This window comes from Siphonobacter aquaeclarae (genome assembly GCF_900103285.1).
GTDB classification, from domain to species: domain Bacteria; phylum Bacteroidota; class Bacteroidia; order Cytophagales; family Spirosomataceae; genus Siphonobacter; species Siphonobacter aquaeclarae.
This window is the reverse complement of sequence record NZ_FNGS01000001.1, coordinates 258,119-280,955: the sequence shown is the minus strand read 5'-3', so window position 1 is coordinate 280,955 and position 22,837 is coordinate 258,119. Positions and strand designations below refer to the sequence as shown.

Below are 22,837 nucleotides of genomic sequence, written 5' to 3'. Positions count from 1 at the left end.
CAGAAACGGACAGTCCGGCGTTCGGAGCCGGACATCCGTTTCTTTCCTGAAACAAAAAAAAGGCCGCCCCTCTGGACGGCCTTCTCTGCTACAAAATCATCACTTTATGCACCCTGCTTTGCCCCCGCTCCTTGACTTCGAGCAGGTACAGGCCGCCGGCCTGCTGACCGGGCAGTTGCAGCAGGATTTTTCCGGAATCGGAAGATACCCGCGTCAGCGGAATTGATACGCCGGAAAGCGTGCGCAGTTCGAGTGTCGCGGTCTCCGGCTCGTCGACGTGTACCGTAAACTGCCGGCTTGTTACCGGGTTCGGAGCGATGACGTAGCCGTCTCCGCGAATGACAACCGATACCGGCTTGTACGCAGTCCGTTTGCCGTCAACATCTTCCTGAATAAGCCGGTAATAGCTCGTGCCCGGAACAGCAGCCTGATCCGTGAAGCTATACTTCCGCACCGACGTACTGGTGCCGGCTACGTCTTCTACCGATCCGAGCGTTGAGAACGTAACCAGATCGAGGCTCCGCTCCAGGATAAAGCGGCGGTTATTCCGCTCGTTAGCCGTTTCCCAGTTCAGTACGACCGTTTTGTTATCCGTGGCGGTAGCGGAAAAACGGGTCAGGGAAACGGGCAGACCACTTTCCTGCGTGAAGGGCATGGTCACCGTACCGGGTGTACCCGTTTGCTCCGCCTTATCGATAAACGCATACGTGAAGCTCACGGTAACGGCGCCATCCTGCGGGTCTGCGGTCAGCTTGGCCGGGTCGTAGTTCGGGATCACCTGGTTGGTTTTCACCGCGACGCCATCGTAATACAGTGTTCCTTCATTCGGCAGGGTGAGGATCTTCACGGTATTGGTTTTGCTCACGCCGGTGTAGGTACCCTCTTCGGGATCCTTCCCGGTGAGTGTCGGGACGGATACCTGCGTCGTTCCGCCGGGATTACGCTGAACGTCCGTCGTTTTATCGTCTGCCGAGGGTATCGTTTCAATTCCGAAGTTCACTTCTGAAATATCCGTATCTCCAACCAGGACAGCGATTTTCCCGTCTCCGGAAGCCTCATTTCCTGAACCGGCCGCGTTTCCGATACCGAAGTACTCACCGGTATTGACCCAATTTGCAGGGAGGTTGGCGGCAGGAGGCGTGCTGCCCACGGTACCACGGGTTGTGCTTACCTGAGCCGATAGCGTACCCAGTTCCATTTCAGAAAGGGTATAGCTGCCATCGGGCTGTACCACGGCAGTACCCACAACCTTATTATCAGCATTGACGAGGTTGATATACAATGGCGTGCCGTCGGGATTGTTGATACCCGGGCCGTCAACGAGCCCGTTCGTCAGGCCGTCCGCATCCCGGAAGACGTTCCCCTTGATGGTGATAATCCGGACAACGCCGGTGATGGTCGCCATGTCGTTACCTGCCGCCTGCGTGGCGTCAGAGCTGTTGGTCGGGAAGTAGGTCGTATTGGTATAGTCCACGACGTTGGCGCCGGTGCCTGTCACCGGAAAGTCGTTTGCCAGTACCGAATAGCCGTATACCTTGGTACCGGCAGGCAGGTTGAAGTCCGCGTATTTCACCAGTACCCCGCCGATACCCTGGTTTGCGCCGATAAGGTCAGAGGCCTGGAGGTTTGACGACGCATTGTCGCGACGGAGAATGATGAAGTTCCCTACCGCCGTGTTCGTCGGCTGGTAAACGGTGTTGGTCGTCTGCCCCGGCACATAGTAATCAGGCGAGCCGATCCGGACAACTTTGGTGGCGTAGGACGACGGATTTTTCTGCGCGTCGAGGCCGGTAATAACCGCTACAACAACAGGATCATGCACGTTGTATCCGCCCCGTTCAAACAGCGCGAAGCCTTCCTGCCCGGGAGAAACAATAGTACGGCCGCCCTGGGTAATGACGTCGATCCGCTCGATGTTGTTGAAGTTCGTCGTATACGTATTGGCAAACAGGTTGTCGATCCCGATGGTGATGTCATTCGTCAGAAAGAGATCCTCCATTTTGGGAATGTAGGCCGATTTGATCTGGATGGTACCGGCGGTATTGTCGACCAGCCCTTCGTAGTAAGCGAGGTCGCGCAGGGTCGGGTTGTCGGTGCGGGTATAGCCCGTCGTGTTGTAGTACTGCGTGAACGCGGCATTCTCCACCCGGCGGATTTTGATCACCGGCGTTTCGCCGAGTTTGTAGGAATACACGCTGCCGCCGGCGCCGAACGACAATAGCTTCTTACGGTTGTCGGTAAATCCGGACTGATTACCAAACGTATACGAATAATTTCCGGAGCGGGATAAACTACTAGAGGCCGTTTTGGCTTTTCCCGTGGAATAATTGGAACCCGTCGAGACGGATGAAATTTCCAGATTCGCCCCCGTAATCGCTGTCTGCGCAAGGAGGGCTGATGGAACCGTCCCGCCAATGAGCAGGGACAGCAAACTGATAAACAGGAACTTACTCCCGTACCGGATACGGAAAATCTGTTTCATACAGGTATTCATTCAGGTGGATTTGAAAGGAATAAATGGTACTTGTAATCCTTCAATTTACGGCGGGAATACGGCAAACAAAAAGCCTGGCAGTGCCGGACACATAACTATCCATTCACTGCCGGGCGGGCATCTCTCAAGTGAGTATTATTTATTCCTTTTTAGACGAATTTTATCTTTAACGAGTGCTTTCTGAACCCTATAATCCATACTTTCTTTTGCCCAGTATAACCCATTTTATATGTAACTTTCTGTTTATGAATACAGTACAGGTATTCCTGCACAGGCAACCCGTATACTATCCGCCTGCTACTGCGACTAAGTACTGAACAGAAAACCGTCAACCGGAAATAGCCAATAGTTTACATAAAGAACTACTCATTTTCAGGATTCCGGTATACCCGTTTTCTATGCCAAAAGACGCGTTGGTTACCTATCCCTAATTTCCCTTTACGCGGCTTTGTACCTCGTCGGATCCGGTCTTCCGGCTTCCGCCGGCTTTCAGGTTCTGGTTACCGAACCGGTAGGAAAACGAGAGGGTAATCACCCGGCTGTCAAAGCGGATATTCGTATTCAGATCGAGGTTTTCATAGCGGGCGGTCTGCACCCGTTTCCGTCCCTGAAACAGGTCATTCGCGGCTAATTTGAGCGTGCCCTGTTTATTGAGTACCTGGCGTTGAACGCCCGCCGAAACCACCATATACGGATTGGTCACGAAGACACCGTAAACCGATTTGGAATAGTAGGACAGGCTGATTTCCGCCGATGTATGCTTCGCGAGCTGCACCGTATTCTGGGAATTGAACGTAAAGCCGGTCAGCCCGTTCCGAAGGTTTCCACCATGCTGATCGCCGCGGTACTCATTCCGGAAAACGGAGAGGAAGTTGTTGGTCGTCCACCCCGAAACCACCGGCTGAGATGCCGAAAAACTGATGCCGTAATGCACAAAGCTCTTCAGGTTCTGCGGCCCCTGAAATGTCGTATTGGTGGAGTCGATCTGCCCCATCATCCAGTTGATGACGTTCGAGGTATAGCTGTAGTCGATTGTCGTCGTCAGCGTATTCCGGAAGGTATGCCCCAGCTCTGCCGAATGCGTCAGCTCGGGTTGGAGAAACGGGTTTCCTTCGTAGTACAAAAACGGATCCCGGAAAAACCGGAACGGGTTTAGATCTTCGTAATCAGGACGTTCAATGCGGCGGCTGTAGGAAAATTGCAGGCGGTGCCGGTCGTTGAATTTACGCCCGACAGACAGACTCGGAAACAATTGGAAGTACTCCCGGCGGACAAGCGAGTCGGTCGTCACCTGGTGGCCCTTCGTCCGGGTATATTCGCCCCGGAGTCCGACCTGATACTGGTACGCGCCCCAGTCTCCGCCAACCTGCACATAGCCGGCGTGGATCGTTTCCCGGTAGGTAAACCGGTTCGATGCCGACCGGTCCGGTACCCACGCGTTCACCGCCAGCGTATCGTATTTCACTTCATTATTGACGGCTACGTAGCTGCTCTTCCAGCCGGTTTCCAGCTTCGTGTTTTTTCCCAACGGATGAACATAATCGGCCTTCCCGACATATACCCAGGTATAGGAGGGAATATCGCCGCGGCGCATCGAGCGGCGGTCGGTATATGCGCCGCCTTCGTCGAGGTACCGGGTATCGAGCAATTGATTGGACTGAAACCGGTTTCCCGAGTAATCCAGATCGGCGGAAAACTGGCGGCCTTCCTTCCGGAATTTGCGGGTATAGTTGGCGTTGTATGACAGGCTGGACCAGCGGCTTTCGTCCGAATTGGCACTGCGGGCGTCGGCGATGAGCGCGCCGGTCATTTTCTGGAGGCGGTTGGAGGTCGACCCGTAGTTGCTATACGTCCCGACGTTCCCGTTCAGGACAAACCCGAGGGTATTGCGACTGTCGGCAAAGAAATCAAGACCGGCTTTGAAAGTATTGGTATACAGCGGCTCATCCGTGACGGTATGCTGGAAGGAAACCCGGTCCGGCTCCGCCTGCCCGCTCTGGCGGAAGCGCCGTGTGTACGACAGCAGCTCTTTTTCTCCCCGGTAGGCATGGTCATAGCTGCCAAAGGCATTGATCTTCCCGCTGCGGTAATTGAGGTTGAGGCCCGCGCCGTAGCGGGGCTTCCGGCTGTGCGCCGCGTTGGCGTAGGCATTGCCGTTGAAGCCCGTCAGTTCGTTCTTTTTCAGTTCGATGTTGAGAATACCGCCATTTCCTTTGGCGTCATAGCGGGCGGAGGGCTGCGTCAGGATTTCTACTTTGGAAATCGAGGCCGACGGCGTACCGCGCAGCAGCGTAGTCAGCTCTTTCTGAGACAGATAGGTGAGTTTTCCATTGAGCATGACCGTCACCCCCTGCTTTCCTTTGAGGGTGATATTGCCTTCGTCGTCGACCGTTACACCCGGTACTTTTTCCAGCACCTCCAGCGCGGTATTGCCTTCCGCCAGCACGCTGTTGCTGACGTTGATGACGGTCCGGTCGGGATGTTGCTCAACCAGCGCCTTTTTCGCCGTAACCGTCACCGATTGCAGCGACTGCTCCGTCGGATGCAACACCAGCGTGGCAATGTCCATTTCTGCTCCGTGCGCCTGAAAGCCGGCGCTTCTTACCGGCCGGTATCCTACAAAACTGGCTTCGGTGTAATAGGTCCCGTTCGGAACGGACTTGAAAAGATAGTGCCCGGAAGCATCGGAAACCGTCCCTTTTACGAGGGTAGAATCAGCGGTGCGGTACAGGGCCACGGTCGCAAACTCCAGCGGTTTCCCTGCCGGGTCTGCGACGTTGCCTTTCACCTGGCATTGAGCGATCAGGCTGGCCGGAAGCAGGAGCATCCCGGCCGCCAGGCCTGTTTTGATAAGCATAGGGTTGGTTTGTTAAGGAAGTGCGGGAATCAAACCTGCTCTCCGCCTGGCTTTCCGGCTCCCCGGGCCAGAACGGGCCGCGGCGCACGGCGCAGTGCGGTATTTTCGGTAGTCGCCCGCGGCGGGCGGGCCACTCTGGTATCTTTCTTCGGCTTTTTCTTCTTACGACCCCACCAGATCAGAAATCCGGTGACGGGCAGGCTGGCGCCGATCAGACTTGCCAGAAATGCCAGGACTTTCCCCGGAAAACCCAGAATCGCCCCGACGTGAATGTCATAGTTCATCCGGCGCAGTTTCGCACCGAAAGGCGCTTTTTCGTATGGTACGTCATACACTTCGTTACGCGGTAGCCGCTTCAGCGTATGCTGGTCAAAGGCGTAGCCACGGTTGTCGTAAAACATACCAGCAGTCGGATAAATAATGATCGAAATCGCCTCCTTCGCTTCATCCGGATAGCTGTAGTAAAACCCCTGGGCCTTTGGGTTTTCTTTCAAAACAGTCTCCCAGGCTTTGTCCATTGCCCGATCCAGGGTGAAGTGCTTGTTGACCTGCAGGGTATCCGATTGAAGCTTCGGCCATTCCGGCAGGGAATTCCCCCCGGAAGTCACCCAGTACAGGCCGTCGCTGTACCACTGGATTCCCCATACCATACCCGTCAGGGCAATCGCCAGCAGCACCAAGAGAGAATAAAAGCCGAGTACGTTGTGCAGGTCGAGGTTGACGCGCTTGAACGACGCTTTCCATTTGATGGTAAAGCTCTTTTCAACCGTGCTTTTCGTCCATTTTTTGGGGTACCACCAGATCAGACCGGTAACCAGCAGTACGACAAACGTCAGCGTAGCGTAGTTGACAATCGGCCGGCCGATCTTCCAGGGCAGCCACAAAAAGCGGTGCCCGTTGAGGATGAAGCGGAAAAAATCAACGTCGTCTTTCTGCAAAACATCCCGGCGAAGCACCTCTCCCGTATACGGATTCAACTTCACAGCATAGTGCTCGGCCTTCCACTCTCCCACCTGCACCTCCACCGCCTGCCCCTGGTGATACAGGGCATAGGATACGTTTTTGCCCGGATACAGGGCCGAAACCGTATGCCGGATCTGCGAAGGCGTCAGTACCGGCTTCTCCTGCCGCGCCACGCGGGTTTCCGGCTCCAGGAGGGCAGTAATTTCCTCGTTGAAGACCCAGATACAACCCGTCACGCAGACAATGAAAACGATGATGCCGGAAATCAGGCCCAGCCAGAGGTGCAGCCAGTTGTTTATTTTTCGAAAGGTGCTCATGCGCGTAGCGGATACGGCGGGTGCCCCGCCGGCCATCGGATCAGTATTTCAGTCGGGAAATGGTCGTTATGTCGGCGATGCCGTCGAACTCCAGGCCTTTGAAGCCGGTAGCTTTGTTTGCGTCGATGTTGTAGACGAAGATTTTGCCGGCGTCGTCTTTCAGGACATACCGGACGGTATTTCCGTCTTCTTCCACAAAAGTTTTCTGCTTGTACGACATCTGTGCATGTTCCGGAACACCGGTTACCCAGGTGACGGTCTGCGCCTTGACGTCGACGATGGCGAGCTTCGTCCGGCCGTTCCACTCCAGCGATTGTTCTTTCGTGGTGTAGAATGACATCAGGAACCGGCTGCCGCTGATGTAGTCGCCGCGGCCGACTTTCATACCGGTTTTGGCTTCCACATTGAAGAAGTAACTCTGGTCAAAGACATCCTGTCCCTTTTTGATCCGCATAATCGCGGACGGGTTCTTTGATTCCGCCGCGGTAGACCAGGCGTAGACGTCCCCATCCTCAATCTGCCGCAGCCCCTGCATGCCGAACCAGCTACCGATAAAGGCCGAACGACCGTCGCGGATGACCTTCTGATACTTCAGGTCCGGGTAGCTCACTTCCATCACCCAGGTACTGTCCTTGAATTTGGTCGTCTGCCCGTCTACTCCGGGGAAACATTCAAACGGAATGTACAGCTTGTCGCCATCAACCGGGAACACGCCATACCAGGAAGGCATTTCACCGTTGCCGGTCACTTTCGTCATATCAATGGTATTCCGTCCGGACAGTATCAGGTTTTTGGCGTTGAACCGGAACAGCGTCGACATCGGGTCAGAGACACCTTCAACGAAGCCTCCGCCTACCCACTCTTCCTCGTTCACCGGGCCATAGATCGGCGCGGTGACGGCGTTGACGGTATTGCCGGCCTGCACGATTTTGCCCGTTGCATCCAGTTGGTACGGCGTGATCGGCCCCTGCCCGCCCCAGACGGCGGCGAACAGCTTGTTTGCCAACGGAACGAAGGAATATGCGTCGGTTTCGACGCCTTTCGACAGACCTACTTTTCCGCCCGTTACCGAGTCGGCGGTGATGATATAAGGTGCGGATTCAATGCCTTCCGAGCCGACGGAATAGGCGACGAATACATATTTGGACCCGGTACCGGCGGCCGGACCGTTGTTGTCGTCAGCGTCTTTCGAACAACCAACGAAAAGCCCGCAGAGGGCCAGCGCCCCGAAAAGAATGGATTTACGCATGGTGGTGGTGTTGCCTGTTATTCGTAGGAAAGTTTGGTGATGGTCGTGACGTCGCTTACGTTGTCAAACTGGAGACCGCGTTTGCCTTTCGCCGTGGTCACGTCAATGGTGTAGACGGCAAACCTGCCGCTGTCTTCCTTCAGCACGTAGTGGATGGTTTTGCCGTCGCTTTCCCTGTATGTTTTGTTTTTGTACGGCAGGGTCGCGTGCTCAGGTACGCCGTCGACCCAGGTAATCGTCTGCGCATTCACGTCAGCGATCGCCAGCCTCACCCGACCGCCGGAGATGCCATTGGCAGACACATTTCCGGCTGTGTAAATCGAAAAGAGGAACTTTCCGTTGGCGACGTGCTCGCCCCGGCTGAGTTTCAGGCCGCCTGTTTTCTCTTCGACGTTGAAGAAGTAGCTCTGATCAAAGACCTCCTGCCCTTTTTTGATGCGGACGATGGCCGAAGGATTTTTAGACCCGTTCGCGGTCGACCATGCATATACGTCGCCGCTTTCCACCGTCGCCACGCCCTGCATGCCGAACCAGTTGCCGATGGTACCGGTCCGGCCGTCGCGGATTACTTTTTTGAACTGCATTTCCGGATAGCTGAAAACGGCGATGTAGGTGCTGTCGGGAAACTGCGTCGTTTTACCGCTCTCGCCCGGCGTGCAGTAGAAGGGCAGGAATAGCTGATTTTCTACTTGTGTAACACCAGAGAAAGTAGCCATTTCTCCGTTTCCAGCTACCTGAAGGAGGTTGACGGTACTCGTTCCGGCGAGGATATACTTCTGCGCGTCGAAACGGAAGAACGTGGCAGTCGGGTCCGACTTCACGCGGGAAACCTGTGCGCCGACGAACGCATCCTGATTCACCGCGCCGTAGATACCGGCGGTTACGGCATTGACGGTGTTGCCAACCTGCGCGATTTTTCCCTTGCTGTCAAGTTTATACGGCGTGATCGGCCCCTGCCCGCCATATACCATCGCGAAGAGGGTATTGTTCTGAGCCAGAAAGGAGTAGGCATCGGTTTCGACGCCTTCGCCCGTAGTGGTGAGGGTACCTCCCGTCACCGAATCCGCAGCGATGATGTACGGAGCGGACTCTCCGCTGGAACCAACGGAATAGGCAACGAATACGTAGCGCGACTTACCCGCCGGCTCCGGTGTTTCTTTTTCTTTTTTATCGCAGGAGGCCAGTGCCAGCAGGCATAGCATACCGGGCAGTAAAAGGACTTTTTTCATGGTATCTGAAAGGGATGAAAGGGTTTATTGCTGCAGGAAGTAGCGGAGTTTCACGGCAAACGACCGGCTGGGTTTCTGAAGACTGAAGTTGTCGTACAGGGTAGCGTCAGTCAGGTTGCGGCACTCCAGCGAAATATTGTACCGGCCATCCCGCAGGGCATATACCGCGTTGACGTCATGGGCGAGCTGCTCCGGAATGGTCAGCTTGCTCCCTGCCGCACCCTGGCTCGGCCAGCGGAGGTAGTACTCGTGTACGTAGAGCAGGTTATAGCCGATGGTGAGGGTATTGCCCGGCCCGCCAACATTCCGCAGAAACAGCGAAGCATTCCCGTTTCCGAAGAAGTACGGCATATTCGGAATCCGGTCTTTGTACACCGGGCTGACCGACGTGGAGCCTTCGTATTTGGTTGTATTCCGGATGTTCTGATACGTCACGGTCACGCCCGCTGTGAAGAGCCGCTTGTAGGAATACCGGATTTCGCCGTCGAGCCCGCCGTTGCTCACATCGCGGAGGTTAACCATCTGGCGTTCAGCCCTTCCGAACGAACTATAGAGGCTCGGACGGATGAAGTCTTTCGCGGAGCGGTAAATCAGGTTCGCATCGAAATAGAACTGATGTACCTTGTTGATCGCATGGGTAAAGTTGGCTCCCACGTTGAAGTTATGGCTGCTTTCAGGCCGCAGGTTGGCGTTGGCAGCCAGGTTGGCGATGACATCCCCGAATAGTTCGTCGTTTTCCGGCAACCGGTAGCTCTTTTCATACGAACCTTTCAGTTGCAGGTTCTGACGCGCAAACCACGTCCCCGCGATGCCATACCCCTGTTGGGAAAGCGTATTTTCCTGGATGAAGTATTCGTCGTTGAGTACTTTGTGCGACTTACTTTTCAGCAGGTATTCTTTCGCAAAAACCGTCGCATTCCACCGGGAGCTGATGTCATACCGATAGGCAACGCCCAGCACATGCTTACCGGTTTTCTTCGGCTGGCGAATGGCCTCATCGGCGGGATTGAGCTCGTCCGAGCCCTTCCGGTCAAACGTATTGAAGGTATAATTGAGGACGAAGGAATGGCGGTCGGTCGCCTGGTAGCTCGCCGTCGCGTTGACGAGCCCGTTGTTGTTCCGGAATTGGTAGAGCGTCCGTGCCAGCTCGCCGCCGGGTATCCCCGGATTGCTTCCCTTGTAAATAAACCCGCCCAGCCAGTTGTATTGCTTGAAAGCCGTATCAATCGCCTGTTCCTGACCGAAGTTAAAGTTTCCGTTGACTGTCAGGCTCAGGCCCTTTGTCAGCAGGTCTTTTTTGGTATAACGGACGGAGGGCATGAGGATATTCCCGCGGGAACGGCGCTCCCCGAACACGTCGTACATGCGGTTGCCGGTCTGGATATCTGCCTGGTTCTGCCCGAGCGTCATGCCGATCAGAAAACGGTCGGCCCAGGACTTGTTTACTACACCCACCTGCGCGATGAGCGTTTCGTTCCGGTATTTGTCGTGAAAACGGCGGACGCGCATCGGGACGGACAGGCCCGTCGTCAGGTCGGGTACCACGTCCACATTCACCCAGTAATCATTATCTGAATAATTCTGAAAGGCGTTGAGCTGCATCGTGAAGCCGTTTTTCGTCGTGTAGCCGACGTTGACCGTTGAGCGATGCGTATTGAACGAACCGTAGGAATACGATACATCGAGGTAGTTCCGCCGGTTGGGATTGGTGACGATGTTGACCGCGCCGCCGAGCGCATCGGCGCCCAGCCAGATCGGGACGACGCCCTTGTATACCTCGATCCGGTCGGCAATATTGACCGGTATGTTATTGAGTTGAAACGACGATCCGAAATTGTCCATCGGGATGCCGTCGATGAAAAACCGTACTTGCCGACCTGTAAATCCATTCAGCGAAAACTGAAAATTGGACCCGAGACCGCCCGATTCCCGTACCCGAACGCCGGATACTCGGTCGAGTACATTGGCCAGATCGAGCGTCGTGTTGTGAAGTTGCCGGGCATCAATCGCGGTCACGTTGTAGGCGAGGCGGCTGGTTTCCTTCGCCTCCGTCCGGCCGATGACCGATACCGTCTCAAGGTCCCGGCTGCCCGGGCGGAGAACGATGTTGAGTTTGTGGTGCTCGTCTCCCCGGATGGTCACCGGCTTTTCAACCGGTTGGTAGCCGACAAACGAGACAACCAGCACATACGCGCCCGGCGTCAGACGTTCGAGTTGCCATGCGCCTTTGTCGTTCGTGAAAACACCTTTACCGGTGCCTTTCAGCAGAACGGAGGCGCCGGTCAGGGCCTCGGACTGGTCCGAGAAAACATGCCCGGAGAGGGTCCCTTTCGACTGGGCAAAGCCCATCAGGGACAGGGTACAGACGATACCCGTTAGAAGAAAATTCCTAACTTGCATTACTTTTAATGGTACGACGTTAAAAGTTCCCGTCAGGGATGAGTCGGCCAGCTGCAACTGACCGGCTCTTTTTATTTTCAGGTTTTTTCGGGCTGGAAGAGCCGCTCCGTAGAGGCGTTCTAAATAAGGAGTAGCGCAAGGGGGCTGCTGTCCCTAAACCGGCTGCTGTGTTTTTTCGATTTTCTCAATCGGGAAGCCGGTTCAGGTGATATACACGGCCCGGAATGTGTATTCCTTTGGTGAGCGTGCCTTTTTTCAGGTCGTATTTCCAGATGGTTGACTCCTCGTCGCCGGTATTCACAGCGATATATACATCGTCCCCGTCTGCCAATACATTCTGCACAAATTCCAGCTCGTCGAGCGGCAGGGGCAGTTTCTTCCGGGTCCGGGTTTTGAGATCCAGGACATAGTATTCCACGACATGCTTGTGCAGGTAGTCCATGTACTGGGTGACCCGCCTGTTGGCAATTACCTTCGTCAGGGCCTTTCCGCGCCCGAGCGGGAATAGCTCGTAGGCTTCCTCGGTCTGCTTGTCGGCAATGGGAAAGAAATAGGTACTATCGAGCAGGTCCTGCCCGGCCGGAATGCGGTAGATACCCGACCGCGCCGTCGGATGGTTATGGGTGCGGCCGCCCGGCTCGGTCATGAAGTAGATCGCGTCGTCGTTCACAAACGAAAACGAACCGTGCAGGTAGTAGCCGCCTGGCCACGTAGAGCGCGTATCTTTCTGAATACCAACCGTTTTCATCGACGGATACGCGATCGTTGCCAGGTAGGTAGTATCCTGTGCCGGTACCGGCGAGCGGAAGCCTTCGTAAAGCGAATAGCCGACATAAAGGCGGTCGCCCCGGTGCTGTGCGAAAATACCGCCGTAGTGTTCTTTCGGACCGGGTGAAGGCAGGTCGAGTTTTCCTTTCGCGAGAAACTGCATATCGGTCACGTTGATGATGGCGTAGTCGAACTCCTTTCCGTCCCCGTTTGTCGTCCCCATCAATAAGGTATTGTCATCCAGCCAGTTATGCCAACTCGAATAGTAGCTCCAGGGAGTACCTTTATAGGAAAGTTCCTTTTCGACGACAAGCTCATTGCCAACGGTCCGGTAGCGGATGAGCTTTTCCTTTTCGGCTTCCATCCCATAGTAATACCCGTTGCGGTACCCGAAAATTATGGCGCTGGAAAAGTCGTCCGGCTGCGGAGGCGCCGTCACCGTACCCTCCGTAAACGAAGGCGTTTCGATGAAGTACTCCTTGTCGTTGTAGAAGAAAATCACACCGAAGCGGCGCGCATCCGGGTCGGGCCGGCAGCCTGCTACCCACCCGTAGCAAAGGAGCCAAAAGAAGACATTAAATCGCACGGAAGTCGTTCCGGATCCGGGTGAGAAGTACAGGCGGGAGATCCAGCAGCCGCTTGACTACGACAATCTCATCCGACCGGAAATGGTATTGTACCGCCACGCAGGAGCGGCCTGCCGCCAGCCGTATCGTTTGCCTCGCGCGGTTTCCGGAGCCGAATACGAGGCAGATATCCCGGCCGGTCCGGTTCGTCACTTCCACGGCGCCGCTGAAATCGACCTGGCGTATGCCGTCGGTCTCGCGGACCTGTACCGTGCTTTGGGGCGACAGGGCGATACCCAAACCGCCGAGATCGGCCGCCGACGTACCTGTAGCGTCGTTCCGCGCGGTCCAAACATCCGGAGGCGCCGGGCGAAAGACAAAGAAGCAACCGACTACCGCCAGTACCGCCACTGCAGCCAGTCCCCGGAGGTACCTGCGCGGGCGCATACCCCGCGCCACGCCCTTCCAGATCCGCGCGCCGTGTACCTCACTCAGCTCCGGAAGCGGAAGGGTGTCATCGGTTGTCGGATCGGAAAGCCAGTCTGCTACTGCTGCCTGCTCTTCAGGCGTACAGCGGCCTTCGTGGTACCGGGTCAATAAAGCCGGGGTAATCGGAATCGGCATCGTTTCTGCTCTTTTGAGGGTAGTTGCACAAGCCGGGGCCTGACCCTAACCTTCCCCCAAAAATTCAGCGGTCGAGCACCAGGTGAAGACGCTCCCGCAGAAACCGCAGGACGCGCGTTACATGGTATTCCACCGCTTTCTCGGAAAAGCCGAGTTTGCTGGCTATTTCGCGGTTGCTCATCCCCTGCTGGCGAAGCGAGAAAACCTGCCGGGACTGATCTGGCTGCTGCCCGAGCAGTCGCTCCAGGTTTTCGTGCAGGCTGTTGTATTCGATTTCCCGTTCGGTCGCTTCTGTCGCCACCGGCACATCAGGAACATAGTTGCTGCGGATGGTCTGGTTTCGGAAATGCTCCAATACCTTCATTTTCGCGGCCCGGACCAGGTAATGTTCGAGAGAGGTGGTGATGACGAGTGTTTGCCGCCGTTCCCACAACGACAGAAAAATATCCTGCACCATTTCCTGCGCCGTATCGACCTCCTTCAGGTGGCTGTAGCAAACGGCATACACCTGCTTCCAATGGCGGGTATACACCTGTTTGAAGGCCTGAGGATCGGAGAAGGCGGTATGCGGGCTGGTTGTCGACAAGTAAACAGGGCTTATTGTCCTGCAAACCTAGCCAATTATTTAGACTAAATAAAAATAAAGTGACTTCTTTCCGGTCAATCAGTCAGAACATCTTTGAGTCCTTTACTTAACTCTTTCATTTTCAGATAGGATGCTTTCGAGTTCTCGGACTTGTTGAAGCGGATGAGCAGCTCGCCGGGGTTCGACCGGATGTAGAAATGCGTTTTATCGTTCAGTGTCATTGTCGCGTCGATTTCCGCGTTTTCGAACGACGCATCGTTCCCGGTAGTGAGTTTTTCGTCCAGGTATTCCTGTACCTGTTCGGTTTTGTCGGGATTGTATTCCGCCGACAGTTGGAAGGTTTCGTCGGAGTCATTTACCTTGAATGACAGGTAGTCGCCCCGGTGCGCGCAGCCGGTCAGCAGCAGGAGTACAAAAAGCAGGTTTCGCATGGCTTGCTAGTAGTTTGCATTGCAAGGTAGGATGCAATACCCTATTCACCAGCAAAACTGGTACTTGCGGCAGGAAGACCGGATGAGCGGATTACCGCCAGCTGACGCGCAGCAGGGAAACACCCTGCCTCGGAAGGTCGACCCGAAGAGAAAGCGTACCGTCAACTGCCCTGAGGCGCTGATCCGGTCCGTTTTTTTCCAATTGCCCGGCCTTTTCCAGCGCGGCGACCTGTGCCTCGGTCGGCACTTTCGGCGAACCCATTTTTTTCCAGGTCTCGTAGGAATTGGAATGCGCGGCATCCACCCGAAACTCCTCGACTTTGCAAGTGCCGGCAGGTACGTGCTGTACATCGAGGGCAACGGACGCCGCCGGCCCCGGAATATGATCATCGTGGTAATGCCAGACCAGGATTGTGACGGATTTGTCCTCCCGGGAAGCGAGGGCATTGATATCCGGTTCTGCCCGGACGCTTTCATCGCGCAGGCGACGGTAATCGTACGTCCCCCCGGAAACCGGCAGTTTACGCCGACCCATCATCCCGAACATCCGAAATACGTTGAGAACAGGTTTGTCGACGCCATTGGTCGCCAGATCCCGGAATCCGCGAAACCAGGCCTGATCTTCAAACTCAAATGCCCAGGTAACCGCCCCCGCCAGGTTCACGCCCCGACTGGCCGCCAGGTCGTACTTCCGGGCGAATGACGCCGCGGTATAGCTCGAATACATCGTACCGTTCCGGTAGGCGTTCTGCGGATGCAGGTCCTCGGAGCAGGCGGCGCAGCCTTCCGGGTCCGACTCGCCGATGATGATCGGCAGGTTTTTCAGAGACGGGTATCCGGCGATGATTTCAAAGCCTCTGTCAATATCCCGGAGCTGGGTACCCATGTTCATCTGTACGTTTCCGTTGACCAGTTTGGGAGCTCCTTTGGCATGAAAAGTCAGGACATCCACCGGAGAGCCGGTTTTTCCGGTGACGTAATTGGTACCGGTCGTAACGTGGTCAAGAAACTGCCTGAGCAGCTTCCCGCCGGAGCGGCCGTTGGGGCCCGTTACTTCCGGACCGCCTATCCGGGCAGTCGGCAGCGCACGTTTGACGGCGTCGGCGGTGTAGTCGTATATCTTCAGAAATTCCTCCGGCGTACCTTTCCAGTAGCCGATATCCGGTTCGTTCCAAAGTTCCCAATACCAGCTTTCTACTTCCTTTTTGCCGTAGCGGTCTACGCAGTGGCGTACCCATTGATACACCAGCTCCGCCCATTTTCCATAGTCTTTCGGCGGATAGGCCCAACCGGTGTAGATGTCATTGTAATTATCCCCCGGTTTCCAGTGGTGCCGGTAGGGTACCGGCTTGACAGACAGCGCTTCCGGCATAAACCCGATCTGGGCAATGGGTTTCATTCCCCGCTCGATAAACGTGTCGAAAATCCGGTCGGTGATCGTCCAGTCATACACCGGCTTCCCGGCGGCATCTTCGGTATAGGCATTGGTAGAACCCCATTTGAGTGCGGCGGTGCCGTCGCCCGTTACCAGTAGGCTGTGCACCCGGACATTTACCGGTACTTTGCTGAGCCTGGACAGCTCGGAAAGCAGCTTCCTGCCGTCCTTCATGTAAGTGTAATTTGGCTCGTCGTAGCCAAACCAGGCCCAGATGGGCTTCAGTTCGCCCTGATAGCCGCCGGCGTCGACGGTCAGGCGAACGGGTATCTGGGCTTTCGCCGCCAGCGTCGTCAAAAACACGAAAGCGATGATTTTCCGAAGAAAATGCATGTTAACAAGGTTTAGAGGGTATCTTCCGGAAGACGAAAAAAAGTGCTTCTTCCCCGGAAAACTCAGCCAAGCCGTTTCAGCAATGCTTCCCGGTAGCTCGCCGCCAGGGGAATCGCTTTCCCGCCGGCGATGACCTGATGCCGCTCCACTTTCTGGACATGCCGGAGAGATACGACAAAGGATTTGTGTATCCGGATAAATTCTCCGGAAGGCAGGCGGTCCAGCGCCTCCGAAAGCGTCATCCGTACCAGCGTTTTTCCCGAGACAGACACAAAACTGACATAATTATCCGCTGATTCGGCATACAAAAGCATGGACGTATCCACCCGGACCCAGTCGTACCCTTCCTTCAGAAAAAGATACTGCTGCGCGGCCGGTTTACAGGCCCGTTCGCAGGCTTTCAGAAAACGGGCAAAACCGATTGGTTTCAACAGGTAATCTTCCGCATCGAGCTCAAAACCCTGAACGGCAAACTCGACGTATGCCGTCGTGAAAATGATCCGGGCGCGGTCTCCAAACAGGGCGGCCAGATCCAGCCCGGAGATATCCGGCATGCGGACATCCAGAAAGATCAGGTCTACCGCCTCCCGCCGGGCAAAGGCAAGGGCTTCCGATCCGCTGGTAAACGTACCCAGAACGTTCAGATAAGGGATTTTTTCAGCGTGGGAACGGATGATTTCCAGCGCGACCGGCTCATCGTCCACCGCGATGCAACGAAGCGTCATAAAAGCACGGATAGTTGAGCCAGCAAGGTACTTGTTTCAGAAGGATGCGCCGCATGCAGGTTGACAATACGGCCGGATTTATCGACCAGGATGTATGACGGAAACACCATCCGGCTTTCATACCGCTTCATCAGATCCTGTTCCAGGTCTTTCCCCGCCAGCACGTGGTACCCCGTCAGTTCATAAAACCGGACCGTCTCCTGCCAGCGCTGCCGCCGGACGCGCTCCGGCGTATGCTCGACGGCGATGTACAGAAATACCACCGGTTTGCCTTTTGCAGCTTCCTTGACTGCCGGATGGCTGGCAAATTCCTCCCGGCAGGGCCCGCACCAGCTGCCCCACAGGTCAACGACCACTACCTTTCCACGAAAGCGCGCGAGCAGGGAATCGAGCGTTGCAGCCGGCTCTTCCCATCGGATACCCTGATCCTTTGCCGTTTGCGTACGGAGGTACCGTTCCAGCAAACGATCCACTTCCGGCCGGTAAATACTTTGCGGAAACCGCGCATGAAACCCGGAGGATAGTTCTTTCAGATAGCCCAGCGAGCCGGATGCTGACTGATGGATGAGCAATCCGGCAATGGCCCGTTCCCTGGCTATTCCCGTCAGTGACCCGTCCAAAACGCGGTACTCCCAGTACGTCTCTCCCTTTTCCCGCAGTTCTTCCCGGATTTCCGGGAAGGGTTTTCCGAAGAACTGAACGACCCATGCAGCAAACGCCTCTTTCGAAGCCGCGCGGTACTGAACAAAACGGGGAAGGTAGGTAACTGCCAGCTGATAGTAGTAGCTTGCCTGCGCCAGGGAATCGGATAAGTCCATCCCCTCATAGGCCTGTATCAGGGCATTTCGCCATTTTTCCCGATCCGGCGCCGCGCGGTCTCCCGCAGTCCAGGCGTCTGCCCGCCAGGATTGCTCCCACAGGTCTCCGACGGCCAGCCACCTCAGATCTGCTTCTGTCATCTGCCTGAAATGACGCGGGAAGGTTCCCTTTTGCAGCATCCTCCTGCCATACTGCGCTTCCCTCATCCGGCTTTGGCGGATCGAGTCGGGATGAACGTTTCCGGATGTGTCCGTCCAGGCCAGGCCGTGTCTGCAACGAAACTCATTTTCGGACGCAAGAACGCCGGAGAACTTCAGGGACCGGGGAAAATCAGGGGCTTCGGCGGAAAGTACGACCGATTTACCCGGTTCCGCATACAGGCGAACACGCCTGCCATCCAGCTCGAAAAAAAAGACCTGCGGCCTTCCGATGGCCAGTTTCACCGAGAAAAAACCGCGGGAATCGGGTATCACCGGAACCGATCGGGAAGATTCGTACCAGCAATCAAACGGAACGTTAAACACGAGTTTTGCGCCGGGCTTCAACCCCGAAATCCGGCCGCTGACCAAAAATCCGGCAAAAGAGAAGTGCGTGGCGCCGAAAAGCGCCAGAGAAACAAGCAGTATTCGCATCGGGAAAAGAAAATTAGAGATGAAGAGTAAGCGCAACCCGGAAACCTTCCGGGGTTTCGCCGATGTGGATCGTATGCCGGTCGGGATACAGTAATTCCAGGCGCCGGAGCGTATTCCGGATACCCGTTCCTTCTCCCGTTACCTGCCTACTTTTTTCATGGATACTGTTTAGCAGGAAAAAATCCAGACGTCCTTTCCGGACCGACAGCTCCAGCCGGATGAACGACGGCTCCTCTGCGCTGATCCCATACCGGAACGCATTTTCCACGAATGGAATCAGCAGCAACGGCGCGATCCGTACTTCGGGGTCGACAGCCGGCAGCGACACGTCCAGGCGCACGCCTGCCGGTATGCGTTTTCGCTGCAGCGCAAGGTATTCTTCCAGGAACCGTTTCTCGGCTTCGACCGGGACGGATTCGGAGCGTATCAGTACGTAACGGAGCATGCCTGCCAGTTGCTCGATGTGGTCAGCCGTTTCCGGAGCCTTTTCCTTCAGCGCCGTACCGTAAATCATATTGAGGGTATTGAAGAGAAAGTGGGGATCTACCTGCGAGCGGAGCGCCATCAGTTCCGCCTGGGTGCGTTCGGCTTTTTCCTGCGCCGAGACGACGAGCCGACGGAAGTAATCACGGACAACCAAATACAAAAAGGTATAACCGGCAACAAGCCCGGCAAACTCCCACGGGAACGACCGCTCTACGCCGAATCTCCAGGTATTGTACGCAAGCAGACCGGCAGTCAGCACCAACCCTGTCAGCAGGCTTAAAATACCGAGTATCAGCAGGTTTCCTTTCCGGAATCCGCGATGATAAACCCATTCGATCACGCCTGTCGCCGCGAGTACCATCCAGGCAATTCCCTGTGAAGCCAGGTGGCCCCGGATGCGGTCCCATAACGAAACCACGCTTCCGTCTTCGTGAAAAAGATGCCCGCCCGAACGCTCCAGCTGGTAATGATCGAATACATCCACCAGCAGAAGGATTCCCGTCAGTATTCCCGCATGCAGCAGCCATTGATAGCGTTTTTTCATGCTCCGAAATAAGGTATCCATACCGGAAGCGCGAAGAAAAAGGGGTATCGCCGCCGGAATTTGTGGTCACAGACCGCACACACGGGGCGATTTAACATCCCCGTAACATGCTCCGGCCCGCCGTCGGCTACTTTTGGCCCCCGAAAACCGGAACTATCCGACCGGTACTTTTCCCGTTTCCAGATGAAGCATACACTTATAGCAGCACTCAGCGTGCTCTCGATCAGCGCCTTCGCCCAGCAAAAAACAGACGTTCAGGCACACCGCGGCGGCATGGCGCTGCTGCCTGAAAACACCATCCCCGCGATGCTCAATGCTGTGCGCCTCGGCGCGCGTACGCTGGAGCTTGACTGCGTGATTTCGGCCGACGGGCAGGTGGTCGTCTCCCACGACGTCTATATGTCTTCCGAATTCATGCGGCGACCCGACGGAACGGATATTCCGAAGTCCGAAGAAAAAAACTACGCCCTCTACCGGATGAAATACGACAGCATCCGGACGTACGACGCCGGCACCAAACCGCACCCCCGCTTCCCGGAGCAGGTGAAAATGAAGGTGTCCAAGCCGCTGTTGTCCGTTCTGATCGACAGCGTCGAGACCTATGTGCGCAAGCATCAACTGAAGCCGGTGTTTTACAATATCGAGACGAAATGCTCGCCTGCCGGCGATGGCGTCTACCATCCCGCTCCGGAGGAATTTGTCTCCCGCCTGATGGGCGTTCTGAAACAGAAAAAAGGCCTGCTGCCGCGGGTGACGATTCAGTCGTTCGACATCCGTACCCTTCAGGTGCTTCATAAACAGTCGGTTCCGGTCAAAAAAGCGCTGTTGATTATGAACAGGGACTCCTTTTCTGATAACGTCGGAAAGCTGGGTTTCAAGCCGGATATCTACAGCCCGTACTATTCGCTCGTCAACGCGGACCTCGTCAAAACCGCGCACGAGGCCGGCGTTCAGGTACTGCCGTGGACGGTGGACGACGAAACAGAGATGCAACGGCTCATGGATCTCGGCGTTGACGGGATCATCACCAACGCACCCGATAAACTGATCCGGCTCGCCGGGAAATACCAGTAACTTCTGTCTTCCCGGAAAAAACAAAAGCCCTTCAGTGAAGGGCTTTTGTTCACACTCCTTTCAGCAGTTACGCTACCGGGCGACCATGATCCGCCGGGACACGGTCGAGCCTTCCTTGCCGTTGATTTTCACGAGATAGACGCCGGGCGACAGTCCGCCCGTATCCATACCTCCTTCCATTCCACCTGAAAAGCTGCGGACAACCGCCCCGGCAGCCGTAACGATCTCGACGGACGCAACCCGGGCCGCGCCGTTCACAAACAGTTTTCCGCCGGTCACCGGATTCGGAAACAGCGAAACCTCCAGCGGGTTATCGATTACCACGCTGCGCACCGGACTATATGCTTGTGTAAGGTCTTGGTCAATCATCGCCAGCCGGTAGTAATTGGGGCCGTCGGCGGGATTTTCATGCCGGAACGAATAGCGAACAATGCGTTTACTTTCTCCAACCGCCGCCCGCGTACCGATTCGCTGCCAGCGACGTCCGTCCAGGCTGTGTTCAACCTCAAAGCGGTCGGTATTTTCTTCGGAAGATGTGGCCCAGTTCAACAACACGGCCGTTCCTTCGGCAGTTGCTCCGAACCCGGCAAGGGTAACGGGCAGCGCCGAGGTCCATTCTGCCGACGCGGCTCGAAACGGCCGGGCATTATCGCCCTGGCCGAGGCCCAGAAACGGCTGTACTCCTGCCCGATAAGTGTCACAGGGCTGGTAAATCTCCAGGTTGCTCAGGTTCCAGTACCCGCTGACGTTATAGGTAGCGGTGAGCGTCGCTTTTCCGGAGGTAGACCGGCTTACGGTAATCAGGGCGTCTTTGGTGGTATCGGCGAGGGTCAGGACATCGGTGGCGAGACGGCCGTTTGTGACGGACAGGATCTTCGCGCCGGAGCTCACCGCCAGCGACAACGTCTGCGCGTTACTATGAAGGGCAAACGTTACCTCGGCACTCACGGGGACCGTCGAGCCGGTCACGTTCGTCAGCGATAGGACCGGTTCCGGCGGGTTGGGCAGGGTTGGTACCTGTTTCTGAGCCTGTTGAGCGAGTGAAGAAGTCAGCGAAGCCGTCACGGCATTTTCCAGCGTTTGCCAGATGGCCACCTGGACGGCACGGCGCTCGGCCAGCGAACCCGTCGGGCTGTTGACAAGCAGCCACATGATCCGGGCGGATTTCAGCTGATCCTGGTTGTTGAAGGATCCGCTGGCGTCAATGTCAAACGAATTACCGGTAGCCGTCGGCGAAAACGACACCTGCCCGAAGTAAAACTGTTTGCTGTAGCCAGGTTCCGGCGTCGCGGCGGCAAGATCGTGCCGGATGCAAAACGCGATCTCCGAACGGACAAACTGCTTGTTGCTGTCAAACTCCCCGACGCAGATCGGCACGGCGTTCTGCTGGTAATACTCCATGTCGTCGACGTTGACGAAGCTGTTCGGAAGAATGAACGCCTTCCAGACGGCGCTGGTGCGGTCCCGGCAGGTTGTAAACGTCTCGTCTCCCGTGTTGTAGCGGATATTGACGTTTTCGGGAACAGTACCGGTATTGCCGGTAAATACCAGCGTGACATCTCCGGAGAAAATCCGTTCGGTATTCAGCAGGGAGGAAGCGTTGGTGGGTGTAATCACCAGTTCCGGCGTCCCTGTGCCGGTCGTGTTCCGGTAAATGGACAGGCTTGAACCCGTTGATAAAGTCAGTTTGAAGAACGTCAGGATTACTTTTCCCGTGACGACGCCGACACGCGGACGGATGGTGCGTTTAACAGCGCTGAGGGTACGGTCCGTCGCGCCGTCAGACAGCCGGATACGCCCGACTGTTGAACGGTCGTATGTATTGGTGCCGCTCGCTTCACCCGGATAAAAAGTCAGTTGACTCGTGGTACTGCTGAAGGTAAAATCCCGGACGCCGCCGGTTGCCGGTGCGCAGACCTGGCCCTGAACAAGGAAGGGAGCGACTAAAAAGAGTAAAAACAAGGTAAGATAAACCGCCCCCCTGACCCCCGTGAGGGCCCGGATTGAAGTACATAGTTTTCGCATAGTTGAAAGAATAAAAGGTGTAATCCGGACACAATAACTTTCCATTCCGGGCAATTCAATGCAGGGAATAACACGTGCATCCGACAGATAAAACGGAACCATCAGGCCGCATCAAGCAGCCGGTATTAGCGAGGCGTGAGACTTTATTCCACCTTCCGGAAAGCAGAATAAAGACGCAAAACAACTTTCTCCCGGACGGTTGGTCAGTCCGGAAAACAAGCCTCAGGTAAATTGTTGATGGCGGTACTGATTGGCGGGATACCGGATGAAACCGGTGTAT

16 protein-coding genes are annotated in these 22,837 nt (G+C 55.8%); 1 reads left to right on the top strand and 15 read right to left on the bottom strand.

Going from position 1 to position 22,837, the window contains the following annotated elements:
* Nucleotides 1-88: 88 nt before the first annotated feature.
* The 14 genes from BLR09_RS01070 to BLR09_RS01005 all read right to left on the bottom strand — a co-directional run bounded on the left by BLR09_RS01070 (nucleotide 89) and on the right by BLR09_RS01005 (nucleotide 19,458).
* Nucleotides 89-2,482, bottom strand: a complete 2,394-nt coding sequence (locus BLR09_RS01070; protein WP_176785397.1) for a T9SS type A sorting domain-containing protein — start codon at nucleotides 2,480-2,482, stop codon at nucleotides 89-91.
* A gap of 439 nt (nucleotides 2,483-2,921) precedes the next feature.
* Nucleotides 2,922-5,351, bottom strand: coding sequence for a TonB-dependent receptor domain-containing protein (locus tag BLR09_RS01065; RefSeq protein ID WP_093196631.1), 2,430 nt, complete (start codon nucleotides 5,349-5,351; stop codon nucleotides 2,922-2,924).
* 29 nt (nucleotides 5,352-5,380) lie between these two features.
* Entirely contained in the window at nucleotides 5,381-6,631 is a 1,251-nt protein-coding gene (locus BLR09_RS01060) for a PepSY-associated TM helix domain-containing protein (RefSeq protein WP_245689847.1), read from the bottom strand.
* Between the two features lie 40 nt (nucleotides 6,632-6,671).
* Nucleotides 6,672-7,880, bottom strand: a complete 1,209-nt coding sequence (locus BLR09_RS01055; RefSeq protein ID WP_093196627.1) for a DUF4374 domain-containing protein — start codon at nucleotides 7,878-7,880, stop codon at nucleotides 6,672-6,674.
* A gap of 17 nt (nucleotides 7,881-7,897) precedes the next feature.
* Complete coding sequence (locus BLR09_RS01050) at nucleotides 7,898-9,109, bottom strand: DUF4374 domain-containing protein (protein WP_093196625.1); 1,212 nt, start codon at nucleotides 9,107-9,109, stop codon at nucleotides 7,898-7,900.
* A 24-nt stretch (nucleotides 9,110-9,133) separates the two neighbouring features.
* A complete protein-coding gene (locus BLR09_RS01045; RefSeq protein WP_093196623.1) occupies nucleotides 9,134-11,509 on the bottom strand; it encodes a TonB-dependent receptor in 2,376 nt (791 codons plus the stop codon).
* Between the two features lie 184 nt (nucleotides 11,510-11,693).
* Nucleotides 11,694-12,863 carry a Kelch repeat-containing protein gene (locus BLR09_RS01040; RefSeq protein WP_093196621.1) on the bottom strand — a complete coding sequence of 390 codons (1,170 nt, stop codon included), beginning with the start codon at nucleotides 12,861-12,863 and terminating at the stop codon, nucleotides 11,694-11,696.
* Nucleotides 12,853-13,467 carry a hypothetical protein gene (locus BLR09_RS01035; protein ID WP_093196619.1) on the bottom strand — a complete coding sequence of 205 codons (615 nt, stop codon included), beginning with the start codon at nucleotides 13,465-13,467 and terminating at the stop codon, nucleotides 12,853-12,855. Before BLR09_RS01035 ends, BLR09_RS01040 begins: the two co-directional genes overlap by 11 nt.
* Nucleotides 13,468-13,531: 64 nt before the next feature.
* On the bottom strand, nucleotides 13,532-14,053 hold the full coding sequence (locus tag BLR09_RS01030) for a sigma-70 family RNA polymerase sigma factor (RefSeq protein WP_245689846.1): 522 nt from the start codon (nucleotides 14,051-14,053) through the stop codon (nucleotides 13,532-13,534).
* A gap of 74 nt (nucleotides 14,054-14,127) precedes the next feature.
* Nucleotides 14,128-14,484, bottom strand: a complete 357-nt coding sequence (locus BLR09_RS01025; protein ID WP_093196615.1) for a hypothetical protein — start codon at nucleotides 14,482-14,484, stop codon at nucleotides 14,128-14,130.
* Nucleotides 14,485-14,575: 91 nt separating this feature from the next.
* Nucleotides 14,576-16,252, bottom strand: a complete 1,677-nt coding sequence (locus BLR09_RS01020) for a GH39 family glycosyl hydrolase (protein ID WP_093196613.1) — start codon at nucleotides 16,250-16,252, stop codon at nucleotides 14,576-14,578.
* A 62-nt stretch (nucleotides 16,253-16,314) separates the two neighbouring features.
* Nucleotides 16,315-16,977, bottom strand: coding sequence for a LytR/AlgR family response regulator transcription factor (locus tag BLR09_RS01015; protein WP_093196611.1), 663 nt, complete (start codon nucleotides 16,975-16,977; stop codon nucleotides 16,315-16,317).
* The gene (locus BLR09_RS01010) at nucleotides 16,974-18,428 is read right to left on the bottom strand and encodes a TlpA family protein disulfide reductase (protein WP_093196609.1); all 1,455 of its coding nucleotides are present in this window, start codon (nucleotides 18,426-18,428) and stop codon (nucleotides 16,974-16,976) included. The genes BLR09_RS01015 and BLR09_RS01010 overlap by 4 nt, the downstream gene beginning before the upstream one ends.
* A gap of 13 nt (nucleotides 18,429-18,441) precedes the next feature.
* Nucleotides 18,442-19,458, bottom strand: a complete 1,017-nt coding sequence (locus BLR09_RS01005; protein WP_176785396.1) for a sensor histidine kinase — start codon at nucleotides 19,456-19,458, stop codon at nucleotides 18,442-18,444.
* A 183-nt stretch (nucleotides 19,459-19,641) separates the two neighbouring features.
* Between BLR09_RS01005 and BLR09_RS01000 the strand changes: the two genes are divergently transcribed.
* A complete protein-coding gene (locus tag BLR09_RS01000; protein ID WP_093196605.1) occupies nucleotides 19,642-20,532 on the top strand; it encodes a glycerophosphodiester phosphodiesterase family protein in 891 nt (296 codons plus the stop codon).
* Between the two features lie 72 nt (nucleotides 20,533-20,604).
* On the opposite strand, the gene BLR09_RS00995 is transcribed toward BLR09_RS01000, so the two are convergent.
* The gene (locus tag BLR09_RS00995) at nucleotides 20,605-22,494 is read right to left on the bottom strand and encodes a T9SS type A sorting domain-containing protein (RefSeq protein ID WP_176785395.1); all 1,890 of its coding nucleotides are present in this window, start codon (nucleotides 22,492-22,494) and stop codon (nucleotides 20,605-20,607) included.
* Between the last annotated feature and the right edge of the window lie 343 nt (nucleotides 22,495-22,837).